General features: G+C 73.2%; 24 protein-coding genes. 8 read left to right on the top strand and 16 right to left on the bottom strand.

From position 1 onward, the window contains the following. The first annotated feature begins 271 nt into the window (after positions 1-271). Complete coding sequence (locus ACN28A_RS06320) at positions 272-1,597, top strand: sensor domain-containing protein (protein ID WP_421393266.1); 1,326 nt, start codon at positions 272-274, stop codon at positions 1,595-1,597. Then, complete coding sequence (locus ACN28A_RS06325; protein WP_421404192.1) at positions 1,597-2,244, top strand: response regulator transcription factor; 648 nt, start codon at positions 1,597-1,599, stop codon at positions 2,242-2,244. The genes ACN28A_RS06320 and ACN28A_RS06325 overlap by 1 nt, the downstream gene beginning before the upstream one ends. Positions 2,245-2,269: 25 nt before the next feature. Here ACN28A_RS06325 and ACN28A_RS06330 read toward each other — a convergent pair whose 3' ends face one another. Further along, positions 2,270-2,911: a hemerythrin domain-containing protein gene (locus tag ACN28A_RS06330; RefSeq protein WP_421393267.1), complete on the bottom strand. Its 642-nt coding sequence runs from the start codon at positions 2,909-2,911 to the stop codon at positions 2,270-2,272. A gap of 157 nt (positions 2,912-3,068) precedes the next feature. Between ACN28A_RS06330 and ACN28A_RS06335 the strand changes: the two genes are divergently transcribed. Beyond that, positions 3,069-3,980 (top strand): SDR family NAD(P)-dependent oxidoreductase, encoded by a 912-nt coding sequence (locus tag ACN28A_RS06335; protein WP_421393268.1) that lies wholly within the window; start codon positions 3,069-3,071, stop codon positions 3,978-3,980. 102 nt (positions 3,981-4,082) lie between these two features. Here ACN28A_RS06335 and ACN28A_RS06340 read toward each other — a convergent pair whose 3' ends face one another. Both ACN28A_RS06340 and ACN28A_RS06345 read right to left on the bottom strand, forming a co-directional pair. Then, the gene (locus ACN28A_RS06340) at positions 4,083-4,901 is read right to left on the bottom strand and encodes a hypothetical protein (protein ID WP_421393270.1); all 819 of its coding nucleotides are present in this window, start codon (positions 4,899-4,901) and stop codon (positions 4,083-4,085) included. 79 nt (positions 4,902-4,980) lie between these two features. After that, positions 4,981-5,469 carry a hypothetical protein gene (locus ACN28A_RS06345; protein WP_421393272.1) on the bottom strand — a complete coding sequence of 163 codons (489 nt, stop codon included), beginning with the start codon at positions 5,467-5,469 and terminating at the stop codon, positions 4,981-4,983. 192 nt (positions 5,470-5,661) lie between these two features. On the opposite strand from ACN28A_RS06345, the gene ACN28A_RS06350 reads away from it, so the two are divergent. Beyond that, complete coding sequence (locus ACN28A_RS06350) at positions 5,662-6,315, top strand: alpha/beta hydrolase (protein WP_421393273.1); 654 nt, start codon at positions 5,662-5,664, stop codon at positions 6,313-6,315. Between the two features lie 34 nt (positions 6,316-6,349). On the opposite strand, the gene ACN28A_RS06355 is transcribed toward ACN28A_RS06350, so the two are convergent. Further along, positions 6,350-7,468, bottom strand: coding sequence for a nucleotide disphospho-sugar-binding domain-containing protein (locus ACN28A_RS06355; protein WP_421393275.1), 1,119 nt, complete (start codon positions 7,466-7,468; stop codon positions 6,350-6,352). Positions 7,469-7,578: 110 nt separating this feature from the next. Between ACN28A_RS06355 and ACN28A_RS06360 the strand changes: the two genes are divergently transcribed. The 3 genes from ACN28A_RS06360 to ACN28A_RS06370 are packed head-to-tail and all read left to right on the top strand — an operon-like array spanning position 7,579 to position 9,481. Then, positions 7,579-7,917 carry a PadR family transcriptional regulator gene (locus ACN28A_RS06360; protein WP_421393277.1) on the top strand — a complete coding sequence of 113 codons (339 nt, stop codon included), beginning with the start codon at positions 7,579-7,581 and terminating at the stop codon, positions 7,915-7,917. Beyond that, entirely contained in the window at positions 7,914-8,801 is an 888-nt protein-coding gene (locus ACN28A_RS06365; RefSeq protein WP_421393279.1) for an ATP-binding cassette domain-containing protein, read from the top strand. Before ACN28A_RS06360 ends, ACN28A_RS06365 begins: the two co-directional genes overlap by 4 nt. Further along, positions 8,798-9,481 (top strand): hypothetical protein, encoded by a 684-nt coding sequence (locus tag ACN28A_RS06370; RefSeq protein ID WP_421393280.1) that lies wholly within the window; start codon positions 8,798-8,800, stop codon positions 9,479-9,481. Before ACN28A_RS06365 ends, ACN28A_RS06370 begins: the two co-directional genes overlap by 4 nt. An 8-nt stretch (positions 9,482-9,489) precedes the next feature. Here the strand turns inward: ACN28A_RS06370 and ACN28A_RS06375 are convergent, their stop codons facing one another. From ACN28A_RS06375 to ACN28A_RS06430, 12 genes are all read right to left on the bottom strand, one after another. After that, a complete protein-coding gene (locus ACN28A_RS06375) occupies positions 9,490-9,678 on the bottom strand; it encodes a DUF397 domain-containing protein (RefSeq protein WP_421393282.1) in 189 nt (62 codons plus the stop codon). Continuing rightward, complete coding sequence (locus ACN28A_RS06380; RefSeq protein ID WP_421393284.1) at positions 9,669-9,986, bottom strand: Scr1 family TA system antitoxin-like transcriptional regulator; 318 nt, start codon at positions 9,984-9,986, stop codon at positions 9,669-9,671. Before ACN28A_RS06380 ends, ACN28A_RS06375 begins: the two co-directional genes overlap by 10 nt. 106 nt (positions 9,987-10,092) lie before the next feature. Continuing rightward, positions 10,093-11,067, bottom strand: a complete 975-nt coding sequence (locus ACN28A_RS06385) for a hypothetical protein (RefSeq protein ID WP_421393285.1) — start codon at positions 11,065-11,067, stop codon at positions 10,093-10,095. 114 nt (positions 11,068-11,181) lie between these two features. Next, positions 11,182-13,221, bottom strand: coding sequence for a glycogen debranching N-terminal domain-containing protein (locus tag ACN28A_RS06390; RefSeq protein WP_421393287.1), 2,040 nt, complete (start codon positions 13,219-13,221; stop codon positions 11,182-11,184). Continuing rightward, a complete protein-coding gene (locus ACN28A_RS06395) occupies positions 13,218-13,625 on the bottom strand; it encodes an SCP2 sterol-binding domain-containing protein (RefSeq protein WP_421393289.1) in 408 nt (135 codons plus the stop codon). Before ACN28A_RS06395 ends, ACN28A_RS06390 begins: the two co-directional genes overlap by 4 nt. 60 nt (positions 13,626-13,685) lie before the next feature. Next, positions 13,686-15,749, bottom strand: a complete 2,064-nt coding sequence (locus ACN28A_RS06400; RefSeq protein WP_421393291.1) for a glycogen debranching N-terminal domain-containing protein — start codon at positions 15,747-15,749, stop codon at positions 13,686-13,688. Further along, positions 15,746-16,120, bottom strand: coding sequence for an SCP2 sterol-binding domain-containing protein (locus tag ACN28A_RS06405; protein ID WP_421393293.1), 375 nt, complete (start codon positions 16,118-16,120; stop codon positions 15,746-15,748). The genes ACN28A_RS06400 and ACN28A_RS06405 overlap by 4 nt, the downstream gene beginning before the upstream one ends. Positions 16,121-16,210: 90 nt before the next feature. Beyond that, complete coding sequence (locus ACN28A_RS06410) at positions 16,211-16,627, bottom strand: CBS domain-containing protein (RefSeq protein WP_421393294.1); 417 nt, start codon at positions 16,625-16,627, stop codon at positions 16,211-16,213. A 187-nt stretch (positions 16,628-16,814) separates the two neighbouring features. Then, positions 16,815-17,264 (bottom strand): PPOX class F420-dependent oxidoreductase, encoded by a 450-nt coding sequence (locus ACN28A_RS06415; RefSeq protein WP_421393296.1) that lies wholly within the window; start codon positions 17,262-17,264, stop codon positions 16,815-16,817. Positions 17,265-17,327: 63 nt separating this feature from the next. Further along, the gene (locus ACN28A_RS06420) at positions 17,328-18,353 is read right to left on the bottom strand and encodes an aspartate-semialdehyde dehydrogenase (protein WP_421393298.1); all 1,026 of its coding nucleotides are present in this window, start codon (positions 18,351-18,353) and stop codon (positions 17,328-17,330) included. Between the two features lie 168 nt (positions 18,354-18,521). Beyond that, on the bottom strand, positions 18,522-19,883 hold the full coding sequence (locus ACN28A_RS06425; RefSeq protein ID WP_421393299.1) for a M16 family metallopeptidase: 1,362 nt from the start codon (positions 19,881-19,883) through the stop codon (positions 18,522-18,524). Continuing rightward, positions 19,880-21,178, bottom strand: coding sequence for a M16 family metallopeptidase (locus ACN28A_RS06430; protein ID WP_421393301.1), 1,299 nt, complete (start codon positions 21,176-21,178; stop codon positions 19,880-19,882). The genes ACN28A_RS06425 and ACN28A_RS06430 overlap by 4 nt, the downstream gene beginning before the upstream one ends. A gap of 227 nt (positions 21,179-21,405) precedes the next feature. On the opposite strand from ACN28A_RS06430, the gene ACN28A_RS06435 reads away from it, so the two are divergent. After that, positions 21,406-25,125, top strand: a complete 3,720-nt coding sequence (locus tag ACN28A_RS06435; protein ID WP_421393302.1) for a M12 family metallo-peptidase — start codon at positions 21,406-21,408, stop codon at positions 25,123-25,125. Positions 25,126-25,360: the final 235 nt, after the last annotated feature.

The following is a 25,360-nucleotide window of genomic DNA, read 5'->3' on the forward strand; positions in this document are numbered from 1 at the left end:
CGCAACGCCCCGGCGCCCGGCTACCCAGCCGTGGCCCGGCCGGAATCGGGCACCTCCGGCGGGTCCGGCGGTCCCGACCGTGGTCGGACGGGGCCCGGCACGGCGCTGGTGCGGACCGGTCGTGGCGGCTGGCGCCTCCCCGCCGAGCAGACCATCCGGGGCGGGTCGCGGGCACTGGCGGCAGCCACCGGATCCGGGGTAGGGCTGGGCATACCCGAGGACTATCGCCAGCGCCCTTCGGGGCGAGGCGCGCGCGCACTAGCGTGGTGACGTGACCCGGCCCCGCCCCCGTACCCTGCTGGAAGCCGTCGCCCGGCGCCGGTTTCCGCTGACCGGCTGGCCGTGGCGGGCGCTTGCCTACCTGCTCGGCACCCCGCCGGTGGCGTTCGCCGCCGGTGTCCCGCTCGCGCTGCTCGGCCTGCCCTGGCTCTATCTGCTCGGCCGGGGCACCGGGATCACCGAGCTGCCGCTCGGCACGCTGGCACTGTTGCTGGCGCTCGGCGCGGTACTGCTCGGCGGGCTCGGCCCGCTTGTCGCGCTGCCGCTGGCCGGGGTGGAGCGGCTCCGGCTGCGCCTGGTGGACAGCCGCCCGGTCAGCTCCGGGCACCGACCCCTCCCCGCCGCCGACCCGTGGTCCTGGCTGCGGACCCGGTACGCCGAGCCGGCCACCTGGCTGGCGCTGCTGCACGCCGGCCTGCTCGGCACGGTCGGGCTGCTCCTCTCGGCCACCGCCGGTGTGCTGCTGCTCCTGGTCGCGGTGCTGGTCGCCGGCCCGGTGCTGCTGCACACCGGCGACGGCCCGATCTCGATCGGGTTCGCGCGGATCGACACCGTCGCGGAGGCGGTGCCGTACTCGCTGCTCGGGCTGGTGCTGCTGGCCGGCTCGCCGTACCCGCTGGCGATGCTGGCCGCCGGGCAGGGAGCGCTGACCCGGGCACTGCTCGGCGGCGCCGGTGGCCAGGACCGGCTGCGCACCGAGCTGGTCGAGGTGGCCCGGTCCCGGGCACGACTGGTGGACGCGTTCGAGGCCGAACGGCGCCGGATCGAGCGTGACCTGCACGACGGGGCGCAGCAACGGCTGGTCAGCCTCACCCTGCAACTCGGGTTGGCCCGGCTGGAGATCCCGGCCGGCAGCCCGGGGGCGGCGGCGGTGGCGGACGCGCACGAGCAGGCGAAACTCTTCATGACCGAGCTGCGGGAGCTGATCCGGAACATCCATCCCAAGGTGCTCACCGATCGCGGCCTGCCGGCGGCGGTACGCGACCTCGCCGACTCCTCGGCGGTGCCGGTGACCGTCGAGGCGGCGTTGCCGGGGCGGCTGCCGAACCCGGTCGAGGGGACGGCGTACTTCGTCGTCGCCGAGGCGCTGACGAACGTCGCCAAGCACAGCGGGGCGACGGCGGCCACGGTCACCCTGCGGCTGCGGGGCGACCGGTTGACGGTCGAGGTCGCCGACGACGGTCGGGGCGGTGCCGAGCCCGGCCACGGCAGCGGGTTGACCGGACTGGCCGACCGGGTGGCCGGAGTCGACGGAAGAATGCTGCTGTCCAGCCCGCCGGGCGGGCCGACGCTGCTACGCGTGGAACTGCCGTGCTGATCCGGGTGGTCCTCGCCGAGGACGGCGTACTGCTCCGGGAGGGGCTGGCCGGGCTGCTCGGCCGGTTCGGCTTCGAGGTGGTCGCCGCCGTCGCGGACGCGGGGGCGCTCGGCGCCGCCGTCGAGGAGCACGCCCCGGATCTGGTGTTGACCGACATCCGGATGCCGCCGGACTTCACCGACGAGGGGTTGCGGGCGGCGGTACGGCTGCGCCGGGCCCACCCCGGGCTGGCCGTGGTGGCGCTGAGCCAGTACGTCGAGCAGAGCTACGCCGCCGAGCTGCTCGACTCCGGCGGTGGTCGCGGGGTCGGCTACCTGCTCAAGGACCGGGTGGTCGACGTGGCGGAGTTCGTCGGCGCGCTCCGCCAGGTGGTCGCCGGCGGCACCGTCGTCGACCCCGAGGTGGTCCGCCAACTGCTGCGGCGGCGGCGCGACCCGCTGGCCCGGCTCTCCGGCCGGGAGCGGGAGGTGCTGGCGCTGGTCGCCGAGGGGCGCTCCAACGCGGCGATCGCCCGGGTGCTCGTGGTCTCCGAGGCGGCCGTCGGCAAGCACGTCGGCAACATCCTGGCCAAACTCGACCTGCCGCCGACCGAGGACACCAACCGACGGGTACTCGCGGTGCTGGCCTATCTCACCGACCGGAGCTGACCCGCCGGACGGTGGACGGTCGTATTCACACCTGGCCCGGGTAGAAGCCGTGCCGGGCGAGCGGGCCGATCAGCTGCGCCTCCTCGTAGGCGAAGTGCGACAGCAGGGTGTCGGTGAGCAGGTCGATCGCCTCGCTGATCGGGCCGTAGTCGGTCGGGTTGCGGGCCAGGTGCACGAGCGCCGTGTCGACCCCCTCCAGCACCTCGTGGATCGCCAGGTGCTCGGAGTGCAACCGGTCCAACACGGCCGCCAGGTCCGGTTGGCTGCGCCGCAGGTGCGGGAAGATGCCCTGGCTCTCCATCGTGTGATGGGTCGCCACCGCGCGGCACTGTGCCTGGCAGACCCCGCCGAGGGTCCAGTCGTTGGCCCGGACGGTCATCATGTTGATCTCGTCGCGGGCGTCGCCGATCGCGGCCGTGCCCTCCTTGACCTGCCGGAGGAGGTCGCGTACCTGCCGCAGCTCGGCCCGGTAGTGGTCGTGCACGTCGACCAGGTGCCGGCCGGCGTACCGGCCCTGGTGCGTGAAGGTGACCTCCGGCGGCGGCTCGGCCGCGTCCGGTCGGGTCGCCTCGTCCAGCACGCTCTTCGGGCTGAGCCGCTCGGTCGGCGGGGCGGTCGGCAGTACGCCCGTCCGCCGGCTGAGCCAGTGCTGTTTCTCGGTGGTCATGGCCTGCCTTCACGATCTTCCAGGAGACCTGACGATCATCCAGCCGATCTTGATTATCCGGCACCCCCGTCCGGCCGAAGATCCGCAGGGCGCTCCTCCGGCCAGGCCCGCCGGACGGCCAGCGGCAGGCCAGCCGGCCGGCGGTAGGTTGGAAACCGTGGCCGAGGCGTACTCGGTCGAGTCTCCGGCCCGGCACGCCGAGCGGTCGGGCCGGACCTCGGAGGGCGACGTGGCGAGCTGGCGGGAGATCGAGCAGGACGCCCCGGAAACCCTCGGGCGTCCGTCCCCTTCGGAGGGTGCGGGATCGTTCGTGGTCACCGGCGGCGCCCGTGGCGTCGGCCGGGCGATCGTGGAGCGGCTGCTCCGCACCGCCGCCCGGGTGGTGGTGCTCGACCAGGACCGTGACGCACCGGCCCGGCTCGCCGACCATCCGGCCGGGCCACGGTTGGTGGTGGTTCCCGGTGACGCCGCCGACGAGACGGTGACGGAACGCGCCGCCGACGAGGCGAGCGCCGCCGGACCGCTGCGCGGCTGGGTCAACAACGCAGCCGTGTTCCGGGACGCCTCGCTGCACGACACTTCCGCCCGAGAGGTACTCGATCTCATCGGGACGAACCTCGACGCCACGGTGGTGGGCTGCGGCACCGCCATCCGCCGCTTCCTCGGCACCGGCGTTCCGGGCGCGATCGTCAACGTCTCGTCGCACCAGGCCCAGCGGCCGGTGCCGGGCTCCCTGCCGTACGCGACGGCGAAGGCGGCCGTGGAGGGCCTGACCCGCGCCCTCGCCGTGGAGTACGGCCGGTACGGCATCCGGGTCAACGCGGTCGCCCTCGGTTCGATCACGACCGAGCGCTATGCCGCCCTGCTGGCCGCCCAGGACCCGGCCGGCGTCGAGCGGATCGAGCGGGAGATGCGCCGGCTGCACCCGATCGGCCGGGTCGGTCGCCCCGAGGAGGTCGCCGCCACCGTCGCGCACCTGCTCTCGACCGAGGCGAGCCTGCTCACCGGAGTCGTGCTGCCGGTCGACGGTGGACGCTCCGCGCTCGGCCTGGATCCCGAGGCACCCTGACCCACCCGCCCCGGTCAGCCAGCCCGGCCCGAGCTGCTCAGCCGGCCCGGGCGGAGCTGCTCAGTCGGCCCGGTCCAGCCGACCTCACCCTGTCCGAGCTGCTCAGCCGGCCCGGGCCGTGCGCCAGCGACGGGCGGTACGGTGCTGCTGCCTGGCTTCCTCGTTCGCCGATCCGGCCGCCCTGCCGGCCGGGTTCGGCAGCCAGCGCCGGAGCTGGGCTGCCCGGCTGGCGGCGGCGAACGCCTCTTCGCGCAGGCTGCGCGCTGCCGCAGCGGCCACCTCGGCGTCCCGCCATGCGGTCCGTTCCCGCTCCTCGGCCACCCGGTGGGCGGCGAGCAGGCTGTCCCGGCCCGCCCGCCGGAGCAGGATCTCCTGCTCGGCCGGGTGCCGGCGCGGATCCCAGCCGTTCCGGTTGGCCAGCGCGTCGCTCAGTTGCAGCACCGTCAGCTCCTGCCGGGTGCAGGCCGCCATCGCGGCGCGGTGCAGGAAGCGCTCGCGGGCGGCGTACTCGGCCGGGGTGCGGGGGGTCTGCGGCTCGGGCAGTACGGCGGTGGCTCCGAGCCGGCGGGCCGCCGCATCCGCGGCCTCGTACGCCTGCCAGGTCGTCTCGACCCTCTCCTGCGCCGCCAGCCACTCGTCCCGGCGGCGCTGGGCGGTGACCGCCGACCGCTCGGCGGCGACCGCCACCTCCTCGGCGTACCGGTGCAGTTCCGCCGCCCGGGTCACCAGCCGTTGCCGGCGCCCCTCGGCGTCCCGGACCGCCACGTCGTAACCGGATTCGTCGGCTGGCTGAGCGGTGACCGGGCCACTCGGGCGGACGACCAGCCAGATGCCCGCGACCAGCGCGAGCCCGAGAAGTACGAGCCAGAGGGTGGTGGACCGGATCACCTCGATCAGGAAGTCGGACAGCAGGTTTTCCATTTCGGCACCTCACGGGGTGGACGATGCGGACGAGAGTCGACGGGGTCGGACCGGGCGCGCCTCGGGCGCGGGGCGGTCCTCAGCCGAGCGGGGGTGCGCGCGGCCCGGCCACCCGGGCGTACGCGTTGCCGGCCGGCCATCCCCCGACCGCCGCCCCGACCACCGGCCGATCCGGCTGCCCGCCGAAGAGGGCCACCGGGACCAGCACCGTGGACCCCACCGAGCCGGCCGCGACGGGCTTCTCCTCGCTCGGCAGCGCGCTCACGAGCGTCGCCGAGGGCTGCTCGGCCACTGCCACCGGCCCCTCGCCGGCAACACCTGACGATTCGCCGGCAAGACCTGACGATTCGCCGGCAACGCCTGACGATTCGTGGCGGGTTGTCCGGGACGAGCCGCCGAGCGCCAACGGCGCGCGGAGGCCGTCCACAGTCGACTTCGCTGCGGTAGTCGACTGGGTGGCGGCGGGCCGCGACTCGGCCGCCGCGAGGGCGGGGCCGGAGAGCCCGGCCCGGGCGCCACCGGCGCCCAGCAGCAGGCCCATCAACACCAGGGCGGTCACGAACCGCACCGACCGGCACGCTATCCACCACACGGGGCGGACCAGCGCGACGGAAGACACGCACCCCAACCTACCCCGGGTCGCCGGCAACCGCTCGTCGAACCGGAGCGGCCCCGGTCACCCCGGACGGACGGTTACGCCGTGAGCGGATCCGGCCGGTTGCGGCTGGCCCGCGCAGAACTCGGCGCCCATGCTTGTCCGATGACGGAACGGGGCATCGTGCTGTGGCTGCCGGGTGGGGGCTGGCGTGGCTGGTCGGACGAGGACGGCGCGGCGCTGGCCGGGCACGGGCTGACGGTGGTGCAGGGCCGCTACCGGCTGAGCAGCGAGGCGAGCTGGCCGGCCCAGCTCGACGACGTACGGGCGGCGGCGCGGGAGCCGCTGGCCCGGGCCAGGTCGGCCGGGCTGCCGTTCCTGGTTGCCGGTGACTCGGCCGGCGGCCACCTGGCCCTGCACCTCGGCCTGCGCGGCGTGACCGAGCCGGGCGACGTGGACGGCGTACTCGCCTTCTGGTCGCCGGTCGATCCGCTCGACGAGGAGTGGCTCCGGGCTCGCGGCCACGACAACCCGTGGGTTGCGCTGCTCGGCCACCAGCCGGCGGCCGGCGATCCGGGGACCGTGGACGTGATCCCGTCGAGTCACGTCGGCTACAGCCGGGTCCCGGTGTTGCTGGTGCACGGCGTGGCGGACGCGGCCGTACCGGTGGGCCAGGCGGTCGCGCTTACCTCGACACTGCTCCGGGCCGGTCACCCGGTGCACTCGCTGGTCACGCACGGCGGGCACGCACTGCCGCTCGACCGGCCCGACATCCACGCCGTCACGGCGGCCTTCCTCGACGCCAACCTGCCCGGCTGACCCTCCACAGCAGACAGACTGGTTGACCGGGCGGTCAGCCGTGCAGGGCTTCGAGCCGGGATACCAGTTCCGCCGGCGCCGGCATCGCGGCCATCTCCTGGCGTACCTCGTCGGCGGCGGAGCCGAGTGCCGCGTCGGTGACCAGCCGGTCCAGCGCCGCGCCGGTGATCTCCCGTTCGGGCACGGCCAGTCCGGCACCCCGGGCCGCGACCAGCTCGGCGTTGTGCCGGCGGTCCCCGGGGCCGGGCACCACGAGCTGCGGTACGCCCGCGGCCAGCGCACCGAGCACCGAACCCGCCCCGCCGTGGTGCACCACCCCGGCGCAGTACGGCAGCGCGGCGTTGATCGGAATCCACTCGACGGTACGGACGTTGCCCGGCAACGATCCCAGCCGTGACACCCGCCGGTCGGGGCGGACCAGCACGACCTCGGCGTCGGTGCCGGCGGCGGCCCGGACCACGGCGGTCATCAGCGCTCCACCGCCCGGCCCGGCCACCGTGCTGCGGCTGACCAGGATTCGCGGCCGTTCGCCCGGGGACCGGAGCCAGTCCGGCAGCTCACCGACGCCGGTCGGCGGCACGCCGCGCAGCTGCCAACCGGCCCGCTGGCCGACCACGCTGGGCGGGGCGACGGTCAGGGTGGCGGCGCTCGGACGCAGGCTGCCGATCCCGCTGCGCTGCTGGGCCCGGACCAGCCGGGCGGCGGTCACCCGGACCAGTTCGGCGCCGTCGAAGAGGGAGTTCTCGTGCAGTACCGCCGGCACCGCCCGACGGGCGGCGGCGAGCGCGCCGGCCACGGCCAGCGGTTCGTACACGACGAGATCGGGTTGCCAGCGGTCGGCCAGGGTGACCAGGCCGTCGACCATCTGCTCGTTTGCCGCGCCGAAGAGCAGCGCGACGCCCCGGGTGCCGCCCCGGCCGGCCAGCTCGGCCCGGGCGATCAACGGGTGGCGCAGCATGGTCCGCCGGGCGATCCGGTCGAACCGGAATCCGGGGGCGATGTCCTCGACCGGCAATCCTGTCCGGCGTACGGCGAGTCCGTCGCCGCCGGTGGCGATCAGCACCTCGTGCCCGGCGTCCCGGATCGCCTCGGCGAGCGGCACCATCGGGAAGACGTGCCCGAGCATCGGCGCGGAGGCGAACAGCACTCGCATGTGATCAGCCTAGTGAGCGCCGGGCCACCGGCCGGCACCGACCGCGGCAGCATGACGGGCCCACCACTAGATTGCCGTGCAAGCTAGCTGGCTGTGCTACCTTCTTCGCCGTGGATCAGGAGCGCCGTGGCCAGTGGCTGCGCGGGGTGCTCGACCTGTGCGTCCTCGCCCTGCTGCACCGCCGGGAGTCCTACGGATACGAGTTGGCCCAGTCGCTCGACGCGAGCGGGATCGGCCCGATCCAGGGCGGCACCCTCTATCCGGTGCTGCTCCGGTTGCAACGGACCGGCCTGGTGAGCGCGCAGTGGCGGGAGGGGGCCGCCGGCCCGGCCCGCAAGTACTACCGGATCACTCCGGCCGGCGCCGAGACGCTGCGCCGGACGGCCGTCGACTGGGCCGCCTTCGCCAGCGGGGTGGGGACGGTCCTGCGGGAGGTGGGAACACGGTGAACTCCGACCGATGGCTTCACGCGCTCACCGGTGAACTGCACCGGCGCGGCCTCGACCCGGACCTGTCCCGGCACGTCGTCGCCGAGGCCGCCACCCATCTGCGGGACAGTGGCGAGCCGCCGTTGCAGGTGTTCGGCCCGCCGTCGGCGTACGCGGCGGCCGTCGCGGAGAGCGTCGGAGCGGCACAGCCCGGCGGCGGCTTCGGCACCGCACAGCCCGGTAGCGGCTTCGGGGTGGCCCGGGTGCCGAGCCCGGGACCGGCGTCGACCGCCGGCCCGGTCCGGCTGGAGGTGCGCGGCATCAGCAAGCGCTACCGACGGCGGCCGGTGCTGGCCGGGGTGGACCTGACCGTCCGGGCCGGTGAGATCGCCGCCGTGGTGGGGGCGAACGGCGCCGGCAAGAGCACCTTCCTGCGGATCTGCGCCGGCCTGCTCAGCCCGGACGCCGGACACGTCCGGGTGTACGGCACCCTCGGCTACTGCCCGCAGTCCGGCGGCACCAGCGACTTCCTCTATCCCGAGGAGCACTTCGTGCTGGTCGGTGCCGGGCGCGGGCTGGACCGTGCGCAGTCGCGGGCGGCCGGCCGGGCGCACGCCGCCGCACTGGACTGGGAACCCGCTGCCCGGACCCAGGCCCGACACCTCTCCGGCGGCACCCGGCAGAAGCTCAACCTGGTGATGGCCGCGCTCGGCGAGCCGGACGTGCTGCTGCTGGACGAGCCCTACCAGGGCTTCGACCGGGGCACCTATCTGGACTTCTGGCAGCAGCTCTGGCGGTGGCGGGCCGACGGCCGGGCGATCGTCGTGGTGACCCACCTGCTCAACCAACTCGACCGGGTCGACACGGTGCTCGACCTCAGCCCGGCGCGGGAGGTGTCGGCATGACCAGGATCTGGACGGTGGCGGAACTGGCCCTGCGCGAGGTGCTCCGCCGCCGGGGCGTACTCGTGATCCTGCTGCTCTTCCCGCTCGCCTTCTACTTCGGCCGCCGGGACATGCACACCGGGCAGTCGATCCGGTTCGTCTGCCTCGGGCTGAGTTGGGCGCTGAGCGCCGCCGCGCTCTTCACCGGCAGCGCCGCCCGGGGCATCGAGCCCCGGCTGCGGCTCTCCGGCTACCGGGCGCACCACCTGCACCTGGGCCGGCTGCTGGCGCTCTGGACGGTCGGCGTCGTGCTGTCGGTGCCGTACTTCCTGCTGATCCGCTTCGACCAGCACGACGTCCGGTACGGCGCCATCGCGCTGATCATGGCGCTGACGGTGGCCACCGCCGTCCCGTTCGGGTTGGCGCTGAGCGCGATCCTGCCCCGGGAGTTGGAGGGGACGCTGGTGCTGCTGATCGTGGTCGGGTTGCAGATGGTGATGGACCCGTCCGACACCGCCGCCCGGGTGCTGCCGTTCTGGTTCAGCCGGGAGATCGGCACGTACGCGATCGACCACACCGACAGCGGTTACCTGGCTCGTGGCCTGGTGCACGGCGTGACCCTGACCATCACGCTCACCGCCCTGGTGGCGGCGGCCTCCGGCATCCGGCTGCGGCAGCGCCGCCACCTGAGATTCGAGTGACGGCCGGGTCAGCCGTGCCGCTTCGCCAGGCCGACGAACGCCTGCCACGCCACCGGCCCGAAGGCCAGGGTGCCGCCGTCGCGGTCCTTGGTGTCCCGGACCAGCACCCGACCGGACAGGTTGTCGGCCACCTCGATGCAGTTGCTGCTGCCGGTGCTGCGGGTCGACTTCCGCCAGCGTGGGGCGTCTACGTCCATGTTTGCATCGCCTTCTTGAGCAGTTCGAGGCTGGCGCCCTGCGGTAGAGCGTACTCGCGGATGGCCTCCCACTGTCGCTCCAGGACGGCTATTCCGGCTTGGTCCTCCACAACGGTGCTCTCGCCCGGCGCGTCCTTCACGCCGACCGTGCGGCCCTGCACGGTGGCGAGCGAGATCGGCCCGTCCAGGCCGGCGTACGCACCGACGGAGGACGGCACCACGAAGATGCTGACGTGCGGCAGAGAGCACTCGTCGTCAGCCAGATCATCTACTGGGTGCCCCGGCGCCGACCCTGAACTTTCACTCATCACCCCACGGCCCGCCCGGCCCTCCCCCACGGTCCGGGGTGGGCCGCCTCCGATGGGAAGGGTGTGCGGGCACCGGCGGTACGGGTGGGCGGGCACCGGGTCGAATTCAGTCCGCCGGCTCCCTGGCGGGTGGGTCGAGGAAGAGCGCCAGCCGGTCGACGCTGAGCGCGCTCACCAGCAGCCGCTCCTTGCGGTTGCCGAGCAGCCGGGCCGTCCAGTCGACGAAGCCACCGTCGCCGAGTTCCACCCGCTCGCCGTCGAGTACGGCGCCGATCTTGAAGCACCATCCGGTGTAGTAGCCCCGGCCACCGGAGCGGTCGGGGTCGTCGCGCACGACGACCCTCGGGGAGTCCGCCAGGGCGGCCCGAGCCGCCTCCGCGATCGGCACCGCCGCCGGGTCCAGCACGGTGAGGGCGATGTCGACCTCCTGCACCCCGGCCGCCTCCAGCGCCGCGCAGAGGATCCGCAACTGCTCGCCGCAGCTGCGCCGCTCGAAGGCCAGACTTCCGGTGTCCCGGCCGGCGGTGACCAGGGCGAGGAGGCTGAAGTGCGCGAACCTGCCGGCCCCGGCGAACCGCTGGGCCCGGATCACCCGTTGCAGGGTGGCCAACCGCACCGGCGGCGCCGAACGGCCGTCCCGGGCCAGCAGTTCCCGGCGCCGGACCGCCGCCTCCAGCGCCAGCCCGTTGGTCGGATCGGCCGCCACCTCGCTGCCCCGGATCGTGGCGAGCACGTTGTTCTGGTTCACCCCGGCGACCGCCGAATGGGTGCCCAGCGGTGTGACCGGGGCGAGGGTGAGCAGGTCGTACCCGTCCGGGATGGCGGAGAGCAGTACGTCCTCGGCCCGGCGCAGCCGGCGGAACCCGGCCTGCGCCGGTGCGACGAACCGGTCCTCCGTGTAGCGGCGCAGCACGTCGGCCGGGGTCAGGAAGCCCGCCCGGGTCCGGAACGCGGCCAGCAGCAGCGTCACCAGGTCCGAACCGGACAGTCGTACGCCCAGGGTGCTCAGGATCTCGGCGCCGCCGGCCTGCCGCAGCACCCGGGCCAGCGCGGCCCCCTCCACCGTGTCAGGATCCGCCATCGCATATCGCTATCACGACGGATCCCGGTTCACCACCCGGAATCCCGGTTCCGCCGCCGACGGCCCGGTCAGTCGGTTTCCAGCCGCACCCGGTTCCAGCGCCGACCGGCCGCGTCACTCCGGTTCCAGCCGCACCCGGCCCCGGCCGAACGCGTCGGTCTTGCCCCAGCGGCCCGGGATGTCGATCAGCTCGATCCGGCCGAGCCGGTCCGGGATCGCCGGGTCGATCGTCAGGTGGTCCTCGTGCGGTTGCAGACCGAGCAGGGTGCGCAGCAGCATCAGCGGTGCCCCGGCCGACGAGGAGAACGGGCCACACGCCCGGGGGTACTGCACCGGATACTTGGTGAGCTGCCGGTCGTAGCCGGCGAACGCCTCCGGCAGCCGGCCGCCGAAATAACGGGACGCCTCGATCATCGTCACCGCCAGCCGGGCCGCCTGCTGCGTGAAGCCGTACCTGCGCAGCCCCCACGCGATGATCGAGTTGTCCCACGGCCAGATCGCACCCGTGTGGTAGCCGATGGGGTTGAAGGCGGGGTTGTGCCGGGCCAGGCTCCGGACACCCCAGCCGGAGAAGAGCGGCCGGCTGAGCAGGTGCTCGACGACCTGTTCGGCCCGGGACTCCTCCACGATGCCGCTCCAGAGCAGGTGCCCGATGTTCGAGGAGAGCGCGTCGACCTGACCGCCCTCGGCGTCCAGGGCGAGCGCGAAGTAGCCCCGGTCGGCGATCCAGAAGTCCCGGTTGAACCGGGCGCGCAGGTCGGCCGCCTCCCCTTCCAGCCGCTCCGCGTACGCCGGGTCGTTCCAGAACCGCCGGGCCAGCCGGGCACCCCGGATCTTCGCGTCGTACGCGTACCCCTGTAGTTCGCAGGTGGCCCGGGGCTTGCCCGGCAGCCGGCCGTCGGAGTACATGATGGCGTCCGGGGAGTCCTTCCAGCCCTGGTTGACCAGCCCCCTGGGGCTTCGGCACTCGTACCAGACGTAGCCGTCGTCCATCAGGTTGCCGTACGTGTCGATCCAGGCGAGCGCCGAGCGGGCCTCGTACTCCAGCATCCGCACCGTGGCGACGTCCCCGGTCCACCGCTCGTACTCGTCGAGCAGCACCACGAACAGCGGCGTGCAGTCCGCCGCGCCGTAGTACGTCGTGTACGCGCTGTCCTCGAAGCCGCCCGGCTCGCCGTACCGGAGTTCGTGCAGGATCTTGCCCGGCTCCTCGTCCCGCAGGTCGTCGATCCGGCCGCCCTGCAACAGGGCGAGCACGCGCAGCGCGCTGAGGGCGATCTGCGGGGTGAACGGCAGCGTCTGGAGGCCGGTGACGATGCTGTGCCGGCCGAAGACAGTCATGTACCAGGGCAGCCCGGTCGACGTCAGCTTTCCCTGGCTGGTCAACCCGGTGTACTGCAACGCGGCGAGGTCGACCAGGCTGCGCCGGTAGGTCTCCTTCAGCGCGTCCGAGTCACAGGTCAGCTTCGGGGTACGGGCCAGCCACTCCTGGAGGTCGCGGTGCTTCTCCGGCCGGTCCCGCCGGTAGCCGCGCAGATTCTCCCGGACGTCCCGGCCGCCGGCACCCCTGATCGTGCCGAGCGCCTGGATGGAGGTGGACCACGTACCGTGTGGGCCGAGTTCGACCCGGAAGGTGAGTCCCTCGGCGTCGATCTCGGCCGGCTCGCTGCTGGTGACGATCGTCTCGGAGACGTGCTTGTCCCGCTGGTGACACAGCCGCAGCCCGCCCGAGGTGACGAACTTCGCGGTCCGCCGCGACAGCGGGCGGGCCTCCCGGGCGTCGAAGATGTCCGCGAAGTCGCAGTCGATCTCCATCCGCAGCGTCAGCGTCACCGGCTCGTCCCGGTGGTTCAGCACCGTCAACTGCTCCTCGAAGGCGCCGCTGAGCGACCGGTGCCGGATCACCGACGTCTTCGCGTCGACGTAGTGGGTCGGCTCGCCGGGCACCAGGAAGAAGCGGCACTCGAAGTACTGCAGGTCGTCGGTGGAGAGTGCGTGCAGCCGCTCGCCGTCGATGGTGAGCACCCACTTGGAGAGGAAGCGGGTGTCCCAGGCGAAGAGCCCGGTCGGGTAGTCGGGCGACGGGTCGATGTCACCCCGGGTGTCGCTGAGCATGAAGGTGTTGCCGTCCAGGATGCTGACCAGGTGCTTCACGGTCGTCGCCCCCGCTCCCGGGCCACCCGGTGGGCGGCGAACCGCTCCCGGATCCGCTCCCGGGGGTCCCGGGTGCCCGGCGGCGACGGGAAGGCCCGCCGGAACATCAGCAGCAGTACCAGGTTGCCCTGCACGGTCAGCTCGTTGCGGTTGTACGCGGCGAGCACCTGCGTCTCGCCGGTCGCCAGGCGGTCGAAGAGTGCCCTGTCGGTGGCGACCACGCAGTCGGCCTTCCGCTCCTCGTGCGACACCAGCACGTTGCCCCGGTTGATCGCCACGAACCAGTGCTCGGCCCCGCCGTCACGGCGCAGGTCGAAACGGATCGTCCCCCTGGACGCGGTCGGCAGCAGCTCCGGCCCGTGCTGTTCGACCCGGGCGAAGAACTCGGCGGTCGGATCCGCCATCGGTGCCTCCCTTCCGGCTCGTCCGGCACACGCATCCGCTGGTGCTGGGGCGACACCTGGCTAGTCGACCCGGTTCGAGGGCGCCTGGCCGTGCTCCGCCCGGCCGCGCCCGAAGGCATCGATCAGACCCCACCGGCCCGGGATGTCCAGCAGCTCCATCCGGCCCATGTGCTCGGGCAGGGCCGGATCGACGACCAGGTGCTCGCCGTGCGGGTCGAGGCCCAGCAGGGTCCGGATCAACAACATCGGGGTACCGGTGGACCACGCCTGCGGACTACAGGCCGTCGGGTACTGCACCGGGTACTTGGTGAGCGCCCGGTCGTAGCCGGCGAACGCCTCCGGGAGCCGGCCACCGAAGAAGCGCGCCGCGTCGATCATGGCCTCGGCGATCCGGCCCGCCTCGTGCCGGAAGCCGTAGCGGCGCAGCCCCCAGGCGATGAGCGAGTTGTCGAACGGCCAGACCGTGCCGACGTGGTATCCGATCGGGTTGTACCGGCCCTCCCCCTCGGCCATCGTCCGCACCCCCCAGCCGGAGAAGAGCCGTGCACCGAGCAGGTGCTCGGCCACCTTCGCGGCCCGGTCCTCGTCGACGATCCCGCTCCAGAGCAGGTGCCCCATGTTCGAGGTGAGCGCGTCGACCTGGCCACCCTCGGTGTCCAGGGCCAGCGCGTAGTACTCGCCGTCGGCGACCCAGAAGTCCCGGTTGAACCGCTGCTTCAGCTCCGCCGCCTCCCGCTCCAGGCGGTCGGCGTAGACCGGGTCCTGCCAGTAGGTCCGGGCCAGCCGGGCGCCGCGCATCTTCGCGTCGTACGCGTAGCCCTGTAGCTCGCAGGTGGCCCGGGGAAACGCCGGCAGCCGCCCGTCGGAGTACGAGATGGCGTCCCAGGAGTCCTTCCAGCACTGGTTCTCCAGCCCGTTGCGCAGGTTCCGCCGCTCGAACCAGACGTAGCCGTTGCCCATCATGTCCGCGTAGTGGTCGATCCAGTTCAGCGCGGCCCGCGCCTCCTGCTCCAGCGTCGTCACCAGCTCGACGTCCCCGCTCCACCGCTCGTACTCGTCGAGCAGGATCACGAACAGCGGGGTGGAGTCGGCGGAGCCGAAGTACGGCGAGTGCGGCTGCTCCTCGAACGCGGTCGACTCGCCGTACCGGATCTCGTGCAGGATCTTGCCCGGTTCGCGTTCCCGGAAGTCGTCCAGGCTGACCCCCTGGGTCATCGCCAGGTAGCGCAGCGTCGGGCCGGCGAGTTCCGGGGTGAACGGCAGGGTCTGCAAGCAGGTGATCAGGCTGTCCCGGCCGAACATCGTCATGAACCAGGGCAGGCCGGCGGCCGGCAACGGCGGCCCGGAGAGCAGCGGCGTGTACCGCAGCGCGGCCAGGTCGATCAGGCTGCGCCGGTACGTCTCGGTAAGCGGCTCGCTGTCACTCGTCAGCTTCGGCGCCCGCTCCAGCCACTCGTCCAGGTCCCGGCGCAGCGTCTCCGGGGACCGGCTGCGGTGCCGCTGGATGCTGAGCCGGATGTCCCGGCCACCGGCCCCTTCCACCAGGGTCTCCACCCGCAACCGGGTCTGCCACTGCTGGTGCGCCCCGATCCGCAGGGTGAAGCTCAACCCGCCCTGGTCGAAGTCGGCGGGCGCGGTCGAGGTGATGATCGCCTCCCGCCGGAACGTCTCCCGCTGGTAGCAGAGCCGCAGCCGGTCCTTCTCCACGAACACGTTGGTGCCGCCGGTCTTCTCCCGGACGTCCTTGATCTCGAAGAGGTCGGCGAAGTCGCTCTCCACGTTGATCCGGACGGCCAGCTCGACCGCCCGGTCCTCGTGGTTGAGCACGGTCAGGTCCTCAACGAAGCTGCCGCCGACCGTACGGTGCCGGATCACCGACAACTTGGCGTCCACGTAGTGCGTCGGCTCGCCCGGGACCAGGAAGAACTGCGACTCGAAGTACTGGAGGTCGTCCACGGACAGGACGCTGAGCCGGTGCCCGTCGAGGGTCAGTTCCCACTTGGAGAGGAACCGGGTGTCGAACGAGAACAGTCCGGTCGGGAACACCGGCGACGGGTCGATGTCGCCCCGGTCGTCGCTGACCACGAAGGTGTTGCCGTCGAGGATGCTGACCAGTGGTCTCATGGCCGTTGCCCCCGCTGCCGCGCCCACTGCCGGGGATCGTGCGCGCCCGGTGGGCCGGGCACCAGGTGGTTCAGGTAGGGGAACAGCCGGAGGTCCCCCTCGATGGTGAGGCGGTTGCGCAGCAGCGCCGCGAACGTGTCCGCCTCGCCGGCCGCGACCAGGTTGAAGAAGGTCCGGTCGGTCCGGATGGTGCAGTCCGCCGGCCGGGCCGTCTGGGCTGCGCTGACACTGCCGGCGCTGAAGACCAGCAGCCAGACGTCGACACCGGTGTCCGATTCGAGTTCGAAGCGGACGGTTCCCCGGATCTTGCTCAGCAGCGGTTCCGGGGGCCGGTGGTTGAGCCCTTCGAAGAACTGCGTGCTCTGGTCCATCGCCCTGCCCTCCCACGCCCTGCTCGCCCGGCCCGCCGCAGCCCGACGAGTCCGGGGACGCCGTTGTCATCCGGACCCGTCGGGCTGGTCTCAGTTGTTCGGCTCATCGGCACTGATGTCGGCGAGCACGGACTGCGGTTCCCGCTCGACCGCGAGGTCGCCGAGGGAGACCAGGCCGATCAACCGGCCCTCCTCCACCACCGGCAACCGCCGTACGCCGTAGGTACGCATCAGGTCGGCGGCGGCGACCGCGTCGTCGTACTGCGACACGGTGATGACGTCCTGGCTGAGGATCTCGCTCAACGTGGCGCTGGCCGGGTTCAACTGTTCCGCCACCCCGCGCACCGTGATGTCGCGGTCGGTGACGATTCCGATCACGTCGTCCCCGTTGGTCACGATCACGTCGCCTATGGCGCTGTCCCGCATCTCCTGGGCGGCAGCGGTGAGCGTGTCGCCGCCGTCCATGGTCACCAGGCGGGTCGTCATGAACTCTCCGACGGTCGTCATCCTGCTCCCCTCTCAATGTCGGCCGAGGCGGTCTACCCGGGCAGGCCACGACGTAACGCCGCGGCGCCCGCCCGGACAGGTCGCCACCGGGCGACACTCCGCCCTGACGGGTACAGGCGCACGGTTCGGCAACGGAACCGGAAAGTGGGCACCGAAGCGGGCAGGCCGGAGAAGGGGAAGGTGCGCGTTATGTGCGCGGGGGTACGCCGTACACGCGGTCGACCGGGAGGCGCAGCACCAGCCGGCGGTCCGCCACCATCGCCCGGCGGTAGTCGTCCCAGTCCGGGTGCTCGCCCTGGACCGCCCGGTAGACGTCGATCAGTTCCTCGACGGTCGGGTCGGTCGGCCCGGCCGCCACCGGGGTCAGCTCGGCGATGCCCTCGGCGACCGCGTACGCCCAGCCGTCGGCCGTACTTACCTGGAAGCTCGCCCTCGGGTCGCGGCGCAGGTTGGCGGTCTTGGCCCGGCCGTCGGTGACGGAGACCCGGATCAGCCTGCGGTCCGGATCGTAGGTGTAGTTGACGTTCGACAGTTGTGGCCGGCCGTCCCGCTTGAGGGTCGCCAGCACGCCGAGCGACCCGTCCCGGACGATGCCGAGCAGCGCCTCTTCGGTCCGGCCGTCCGTGCCGCCCACCATGCCGCCCACCTCCGGAATGAAGATCGCTTGCAGCCTACCGCTGCCCGGTCCGTAGGCGGACCCTCAGCGGGACTCGGCGGCGACCAGTTCGGCGATCTGCACGGCGTTCAGCGCCGCGCCCTTGCGCAGGTTGTCGTTGGAGCAGAAGAAGGCCAGCCCGTGCGGGACGGTCTCGTCGACCCGGAACCGCCCGACGTAGGTCGGGTCCTGCCCGGCCGCCAGCAGCGGCGTCGGTACGTCCGCCAGCGCCACCCCGGGCGCCCCGGCCAGCAGCTCGCGGGCCCGCTGCGGGCTCAGCGGCCGGGCGAAGCCGGCGTTCACCTGCAACGAGTGCCCGGTGAAGACCGGCACCCGGACGCAGGTGCCGGAGACCTTCAGCTCCGGAATCTCCAGGATCTTGCGGCTCTCGTTGCGGAGCTTCTGCTCCTCGTCGGTCTCCGCCGACCCGTCGTCGACCACCGAGCCGGCCAGCGGCAGCACGTTGAAGGCGATCGGCTGGGCGTACTGCCGGGGGGTCGGGAACTCCACGGCCCGGCCGTCGTGGGTGAGCGCGGCGGCGCCGTCGGCGACCTTGCGGACCTGCTCGTCCAGCTCGGCGACCCCGGCCAGCCCGGAACCGGAGACCGCCTGGTAGGTGGCGACCACCAGGCTGACCAGGCCGGCCTCGGCGTGCAGCGGGCGCAACACCGGCATCGCCGCCATCGTGGTGCAGTTCGGGTTGGCGATGATGCCCCGGGGGCGTACCCCGGCGGCGTGCGGGTTGACCTCGGCGACCACCAGCGGCACCTCGGGGTCCATCCGCCACGCCGACGAGTTGTCGATCACCACTGCGCCGGACTCGGCGACCCGGGGGGCCAGCGCCTTGCTCGTGCCCTTTCCGGCCGAGAAGAGCGCGATGTCCAGGCCGGTGTAGTCGGCCGTCTCCGCGTCCTCGACGATGACCTCGCCGTCCTGCCAGGGCAGCGTCCGCCCCGCCGACCGCGCCGAGGCGAAGAGCCGCAGCTCGTCCACCGGGAACTGGCGCTCGGCGAGTATCCGCCGCATCACGCCACCGACCTGCCCGGTGGCCCCCACAATGCCGATCCTCATACCGCGAGGCTACCCAGCGGCCCGGCGACCCCGGCAAGCCGATTACCGGCCCGCCCAGCATCCGGGCAGCCGACCCGCCCAGCAGAGCAGCGGGCAGCCGGCCCGCCCAGCAGAGCAGCGGCCGGCCCGCCCGGCGGGCGCCTCGGCCCGGCCGCCCGGCAGGCCGCCTCAGTCGGCGGCGTCCACCACCTCGCCGAGTCCGCTGGCGACCAGCTCGTCCCGGATCAGCGCCGCGTCGCCCTCGATCACCAGGGTCAGCCCCTGCGGGTGCAGGTGCGTCCCGGCCGCCGCCGACACCGCCGGCTCGGCCGCCGACAGCAGCTGCTCGCGCAGCGTCGCGTGGTAGTCGTCCGGCAGGTCGTGCACGACGAGCGTGGCGAGCGCGCTGGCGATGGCCCGGGGAGTCTGCAACTCCACCGAGAGCTGACCGGCCCGCCAGGCGCGGGCGACCGCCAGCTCGGGCTCGGTGACCCCGGCGTCCCGGGTACGGGTGATCTCGCCGACCGCGTCCACCAGGGCCGGCGCGGTCACCGCCGTCTGCACCCCGGAACTGACCACGAACCGCCCGAACCGCCGGGAGTGCCCGAACTCGGACCTGATCCCGTACGTGTAGCCGCGTACCTCCCGGATCAGGTGGTTCAGCCGGGAGGTGAAGGCCCCGCCGAGCACCGTGGCGGCGAGCGTCATCGGCACGTAGTCGGGGTGGGCCCGGTGCGGTGCCGGGTGCCCGAGCCGCAGCGTGGACTGGACCGACCCGGGACGGTCGACCAGGATGATCCGCCGCTTGTCGCGTACCCGCACGTCGAGCGGGGGGCCGGCGGGCTCGGCGTGCCCGTCCGCGCCCGCGAACGCGGTGCTGGCGAGCTGGTCGAGGTCGATCCGGTCGAGGTCGCCGACCACGAGCAGGGTGCCGAGCCGGGTCAGCCAGTTCGCGTGGAACGAGGTCACGTCGTCGACGGTGACCGCCGCGACCGAGTCCGGATCGCCGTCCATCGGGCGGCCCGGCCGCTGGTCGGCCCCGAACAGGTCCGCCCGGAGCGCGGCATCGGCCCGGGGACCCGGGTTCGCCCAGTACATCCGCAGCGCGGTGACCTCGTCGTCGCGTACCCGGAGGATGTCCGCCGGGTCGAGGCGCGGGGTCCGGACGGCCTCGGCCAGCAGCTCCACCGCGGCCGGCAGCCGCTGCACCGGCACCTGCACGCTGACCTGGAACGCGTCCCAGTCGTTGGCGATGGTCAGCTCGGTGCCGAGCCCTTCCAGCGCCAGCGCGTACGCCGTGGAGTCGCGCCGGGTCGTCCCCTCCTCCAGCGCCTTCGCCAGTACCCCGGAGAGCCCCTCCCGGCCGACCGGCTCGCGCCCGGCGCCGCCGTCGAGCAGCAACCCCGCGACGGCGAGATGATGCCCCGGCAGGTGGGCGGCGACGACCCGGCCGCCGGCCACCGTCGTGCGGACCACCCGGGGGAAGCGGTACGGCCGGGCCGCCCCGGCCGACGGCCGCTGCGCGGTCAGGATGGGACCGGGCTCGGTCATGACGCCTCTTCCTGGGTCTCGGGCCGGTAGATCAGGGTGGCCCGGTCGGTGGGGCCGAGCAGCTCGGCGGCGAGCGTGCTCACCTGCTCGGCGGTGACCGACAGCCAGCCGGGCAGCCGGTCGGCGGCCCGGGCCGGGTCACCGAGCTGGGTGGCGTGCCGGCCGAGGATGTCGGCCCGGCCGTCCACGCTGGCGAGCTGCCGCCACCAGCCGGTGGTGAGCAGCGCCTTGGCCCGGTCGAGTTCGGCGGCGGTCACCCCGTCGGCGAGCCCGTCCAGCACCTCGGCGAGTCCCGCCTCCAGCTCCTCGCCGGTCACCCCGTCCCGGGCGGTGGCGGTGACGATCAGCGGCGCCGGCGCGTACGCCAGGTCGACGCCGAACGCGCCCACGCTGTCCGGCTGGGCGAGCCGGGCCCCGTCGGCGAGCCGCTGGTAGAGCCGGCTGCCCCGGCCGCTGCCGAGCAGCGTGGCCAGCACGGTCACCGCGTCGTAGCCGGGGCCGCCGAACGGGTGGGTCCGGTGCGCCAGATAGACCCTCGGCGCCGGCACGTCCGCGTCGACGACCTCCCGGACCGGCACCCCGGTGGCCGGCACCACCGTCCCGTCCGGGGCGGGCGGGATGTCGGCCTGCGGCACGAGCCGGCCGAAGTAGCGCTCGACGAGTGCGTGGACCTCGTCCGGCGAGGCGTCCCCGGCCACCGTGAGCACCGCGTTGTTCGGTGCGTAGTAGGTGGTGTGGAACGCCTGGAAGGTGGCCAGGTCGGCGGCGTTCAGGTCGGCCATCGAGCCGATCGTGGCGTGGTGGTAGGGGTGGCCGGGCGGATAGAGCAGCGGCAGCAGGCGCAGCCAGGCGTCCCCGTACGGGACGTTCTCGTAGCGCTGCCGCCGCTCGTTCTTCACCACCTCGCGCTGGTTGTCCAGGGTCTCCTGGGTCAGCGCCGGCACCAGGCCGCCCATCCGGTCCGCCTCCAGCCAGAGGGCGAGCGCGAGGTGCTCGGACGGCAGCGTCTGGAAGTAGTTGGTCCGATCCGGGTTGGTGGTCGCGTTCAGCGAACCGCCGGAGCCCTGCACCAACTGCATGTGCTCGGTCTTGGCCACGTTCACCGAGCCCTCGAACATCAGGTGTTCGAACAGGTGGGCGAAGCCGGTCTGGCCGGCGGGCTCGTGTCGTGAGCCGACGTCGTACCAGAGGTTGACCGCGACGACGGGCGCGCTGCGGTCCTCGCTGACCACCACGCGCAGGCCGTTGTCCAGCCGGGTGGTCTCGATCGGCCAGGGATAACCGGTCTCGGGCATGGCCCCGACGCTATCCGATCGCCGTGCCCCGATGCCGCCAGCCCCGCCGGGTCGGATCGGCCCGGACACAGTGGCCGGTTGGCCTTGCTACCGGCTGGAGGGATGTTCACGACCGGCCCCGGGCGCCTATCGTGCGAACACCCCCGAAGTTGGTCGATGGATTCGACCCGGTGGCAGGAACGCCCGCGCGACCGACCGGCGCCCGGAGTAGTCCCAAGGAGACAGCGTTGACGACCCTCTCGTTACCGACCGCCACCCGCGGTCGGGCGGCGCCCCGCCGGCGCCTGGCCATCCTGGCGGTGGCCGCCCTCACCGCCGGCGTGCTGCCGGTGCTGGCCAGCCCGACCCCGGCCAGCTCCGCGCCGGACCGGTCGGGCAACCCGTGGACCCGGCTCGCCGACGGCTCGACCGCCGCCCGGTCCGCCGGGCCCGTCGACATCCAGGCCGAGCGGTTCACCGGGTACGCCCTGGACCGGGCGAGCCTCGCCGCCACCCTGGACCGGGCACCCGAGGAGCGGGCCGGAACCGCCCAGGACCGCTCGCTGGTGGTGCTGCTGCCCACCCCGGACGGCACGTTCCAGCGGTTCGCGCTCGTCGACTCGCCGGTGCTGGCGCCCGGCCTGGCCGCCCGGCACCCGGAGATCCGCACGTACGCCGGCCGGGGGCTGGACGACCCGAGCGCGACCGTCCGGGCCGACCTCACCCCGCTGGGCTTCCACGCCTCGGTCCGCTCCGAGCACGGCGTCTGGTACGTCGACCCGTACAGCCGGTCCGACCAGGGCCGGTACGCCAGCTACTTCGTGCGGGACACCACGAACCCGGACGAGCCGTTCGTCGAGCGGGAGGACGTGGCGCACGCCGCCGGGGAACTCGCCGACGACGTCGACGCCGCCCCGGAGCCGGCGGGCGGGGACGTGACGCTGCGGACGTACCGACTGGCCCTGGTGACCGACCCGTCCTACGCGGCCTACTTCGGTGCGGCGAACGTGACGGCGGCCAAGGTGACCCTGGTGAACCGGGTGACCCAGATCTACTCCGACGAGACGGCGATCCGGCTGGTGCTGGTCGACCAGACCGAGAAGACCAACCTGAACACACCGGCGGAGGCGATCGGGGCGGACGGGCCGTGCGGTGCGGCGCCCTGCTACACGGCGGCGCAGCTCTCCTCCTGCGCCAGCGGCACGCTGAACCGCAACAACATCGTGCTCGGCCAGCTCGTCGGCGCGTCGAACTACGACGTCGGGCACATCGGGCTGGGCGTCAACGGCGGCGGCATCGCCGGGCTGGGCGTGGTCGGCGGGGCGAACAAGGCGCGTGGCTGCACCGGCCTGCCGACCCCGGTCGGCGACTTCTTCGCCGTCGACTACGTCTCGCACGAGATCGGCCACCAGTTCGCCGGCAACCACACCTTCAACGGCACCCAGTGGAACTGCTCGGGCGGCAACCGCAGCGCCACCAACTCGTACGAGCCGGGCAGCGGTTCGTCGATCATGGCGTACGCCGGCATCTGCCAGCAGGACAACCTGCAACCGCACAGCGACCCGTACTGGTCGCAGCGCAGCTACACCGAGATCACCAGCTACGTAACCGCGAACCGGCCGGCGGTGAACGAGGTGCAGAACGTCTCGCTGCGCGGCTTCGACACCGACGGCGACTCGTTCACGCTCAGCTTCGGCGGTGCCGAGTCGGCGCCGATCGTCCGGGGCGGCAACTACACCGCGGCCGGGATCAGGGCGGCGATCGAGGGAATTCCGGGCTGGCCGGCCGGCGCCACGGTCACAGTCGGGCCGTTCGGCGGCGCCAGCACGCTCGACGACACCGGTTTCCAGGTCACCTTCTCCGGTGGCCCGGTGGCGGCGGTGAACGTCGGCCCGCTCGCCGTCAGCGACGCCAGCGGGATGGACGGCTTCGTCGGCGAGACGGTCAAGGGCGGCCCGATCGACAACGGCGGCTGGCGGGTCGAGCAGACCGGCAACAACGCTCCGGTGGTCACCGCCCCGGCGTCGTACACCATTCCGGTCCGTACCCCGTTCGCGCTGACCGGCAGCGCCACCGACGCTGACGGCGACACGGTGACGTACCTCTGGGAGCAGAACGACCGGGGCGGCGTCAACGGCGGCAGCACCGCCGGGACGGCGCTGGTCAGCAACACCAAGACCAACGGCCCGCTGTTCCGGCAGTTCGGTACGGCGGCGGTCGTCAGCCCGACCGACACCCTGGAATACCACTCCCCCGGGCTGAACGCGGTCAGCACCGACCCGACCCGGGTCTTCCCGGACCTGGCGCAGATAGCCGCCGGCAACACGAACGCGAAGACCGGCGGCTGCCCGGCTGCGCCGCCGGCACCGCCGAGCGGCGGGGCCAGCAACGTGCCGCCGGAGGTCGTCGACTGCTACTCGGAGTTCCTGCCCACCGCCGACTGGGTCGGCTTCACCGTTGACCGGACCATGCACTTCCGGCTCACCGCCCGGGACGGGCATCCGGGCGCGGGCGGGATCGGCAGCGCCGACACCGCGCTGACCCTGGCCCCGGCCGCCGGGCCGTTCCTGGTCACCTCGCAGGCCACCGCCGAGACGCTTACCGGCGGCACGGAGCTGCCGGTGAGCTGGGACGTGGCCGGCACCGACGCCGCACCGGTCGGGGTGGCTGAGGTGCGGATCTCGCTCTCCGTCGACGGCGGAAAGACCTTCGGGTACGTCCTCGCGGAGCGCACCGCCAACGACGGCGCCGAGACGGTGACCCTGCCGAACGTCGGCGCCAAGGCGGCCCGGATCAAAATCGAGGCGGTCGGCAACGTCTTCTTCGACCTCAACGACGCCGACCTCGCGCTCCGGGCCACCCCGAAGGTGACCCTCGACGGGCCGGGCGAGGTGCTGACGGTGCAGTACAGCGACCCGCTGCTGCCCGAGGTGCGGATCACCGCCACCGACCCGGACGGCGGGCCGGGGCAGCTCACCGCGACCGCCACCGGGCTGCCCGCCGGCCTGTCGCTGGGCGGCAGGGTGCCGGAGGACCCGGACGCGACAGGTGCGGCAGCGGTCTGGGGAGTCGTCGGCAACAACCGGGCCACCCCGGGCGACTACCCGGTGACGGTGACGGTCACCGACCGGCACGGGCTGGCCGGCACCGTCACCTTCACCGTCCGGGTGCTGCCGGAGGCTGCCGAGCTGGCGTACACCGGCGACACCCTGGTCTCGACCGGCTCGGGCGGGAACGCGGAGGTGCTGCTCCAGGCCACTCTCCGGGAGACGTCGTCGTCTTCCGGTGCCGAGCCGTGGCCGGGTGACGTCTCGACCGGCACGGTGACCTTCGCCGCCGGTGGCCGGGCCCTCTGCACCGACGTACCGGCGCCGCTGGGCACCGACGACTTCGCGGCGGTGGCGGGTTGCCGGGCGACGCTGCCGGCCGGCAACTCGGAGCTGACCGTCACGCTCGGCGGCAACTACGCCGGCAGCACGACGGCCCGGGTCGAGGTGGCCCGGCCGGGCACCACAGTGGTGCTCGGCGGTGGCACGCTGACCCCGAACCGGTCGGCCGGGGCGTACCCGGTGGAGCCGAAGTCCCCCCTCGACTTCAGCGTGCTCGTCGCGCAGACCCGGCTCGGCGGCACCGGCACCAGCACCGTCGCGTTCCGCTCGGACGGCCGGAGGTACGAGATCCGGGGCGTCGGGCTCGACTCGTTCGGCGTACGGTCCGGCGGCGGCACCGACCGCCTCGACCTGCGCACCCGGGCCGGCCTGTACGACGTCACCGATCCCCGCCGCCCGGTCACCGTGGCCAGCGGGCTCAGCCTGCGGATCACCGGCACCGACCGGGGCCTGCTCGGCGGCCGGGACGGCGTCGCGGTCACCCTGATCGACGGCGACCGGCTGCTGCTGTCCACCAACTGGACCGGCCTGACCACCCAGGAGACCACTCTGACCAGCGGAACCCTCCTGATCCTCTGAGCCGCTGGCGAATTCCAGGGGCCCTTCCCAACCCTTCCAGCGCGAGCTGCTCGGGACTGGAAGGGCCTCTGGTCCACTCGCCGGCAAGACGGGTGCGGGCCGGCCGGCATACATCCGTCACGGAGACTGTCGAGCTGCCCCGTCTGTGCGCCCACCCCCCGGGAGCACAAGCGGGGCAGCTCGACAGTCTTCACATCGGATGCTCCCCAGTCGGCCCGCACGTCTACCAAGGCGT

Source organism: Plantactinospora sp. WMMB782, from assembly GCF_049179135.1.
In the GTDB taxonomy this organism is placed as follows: Bacteria; Actinomycetota; Actinomycetes; order Mycobacteriales; family Micromonosporaceae; genus Plantactinospora.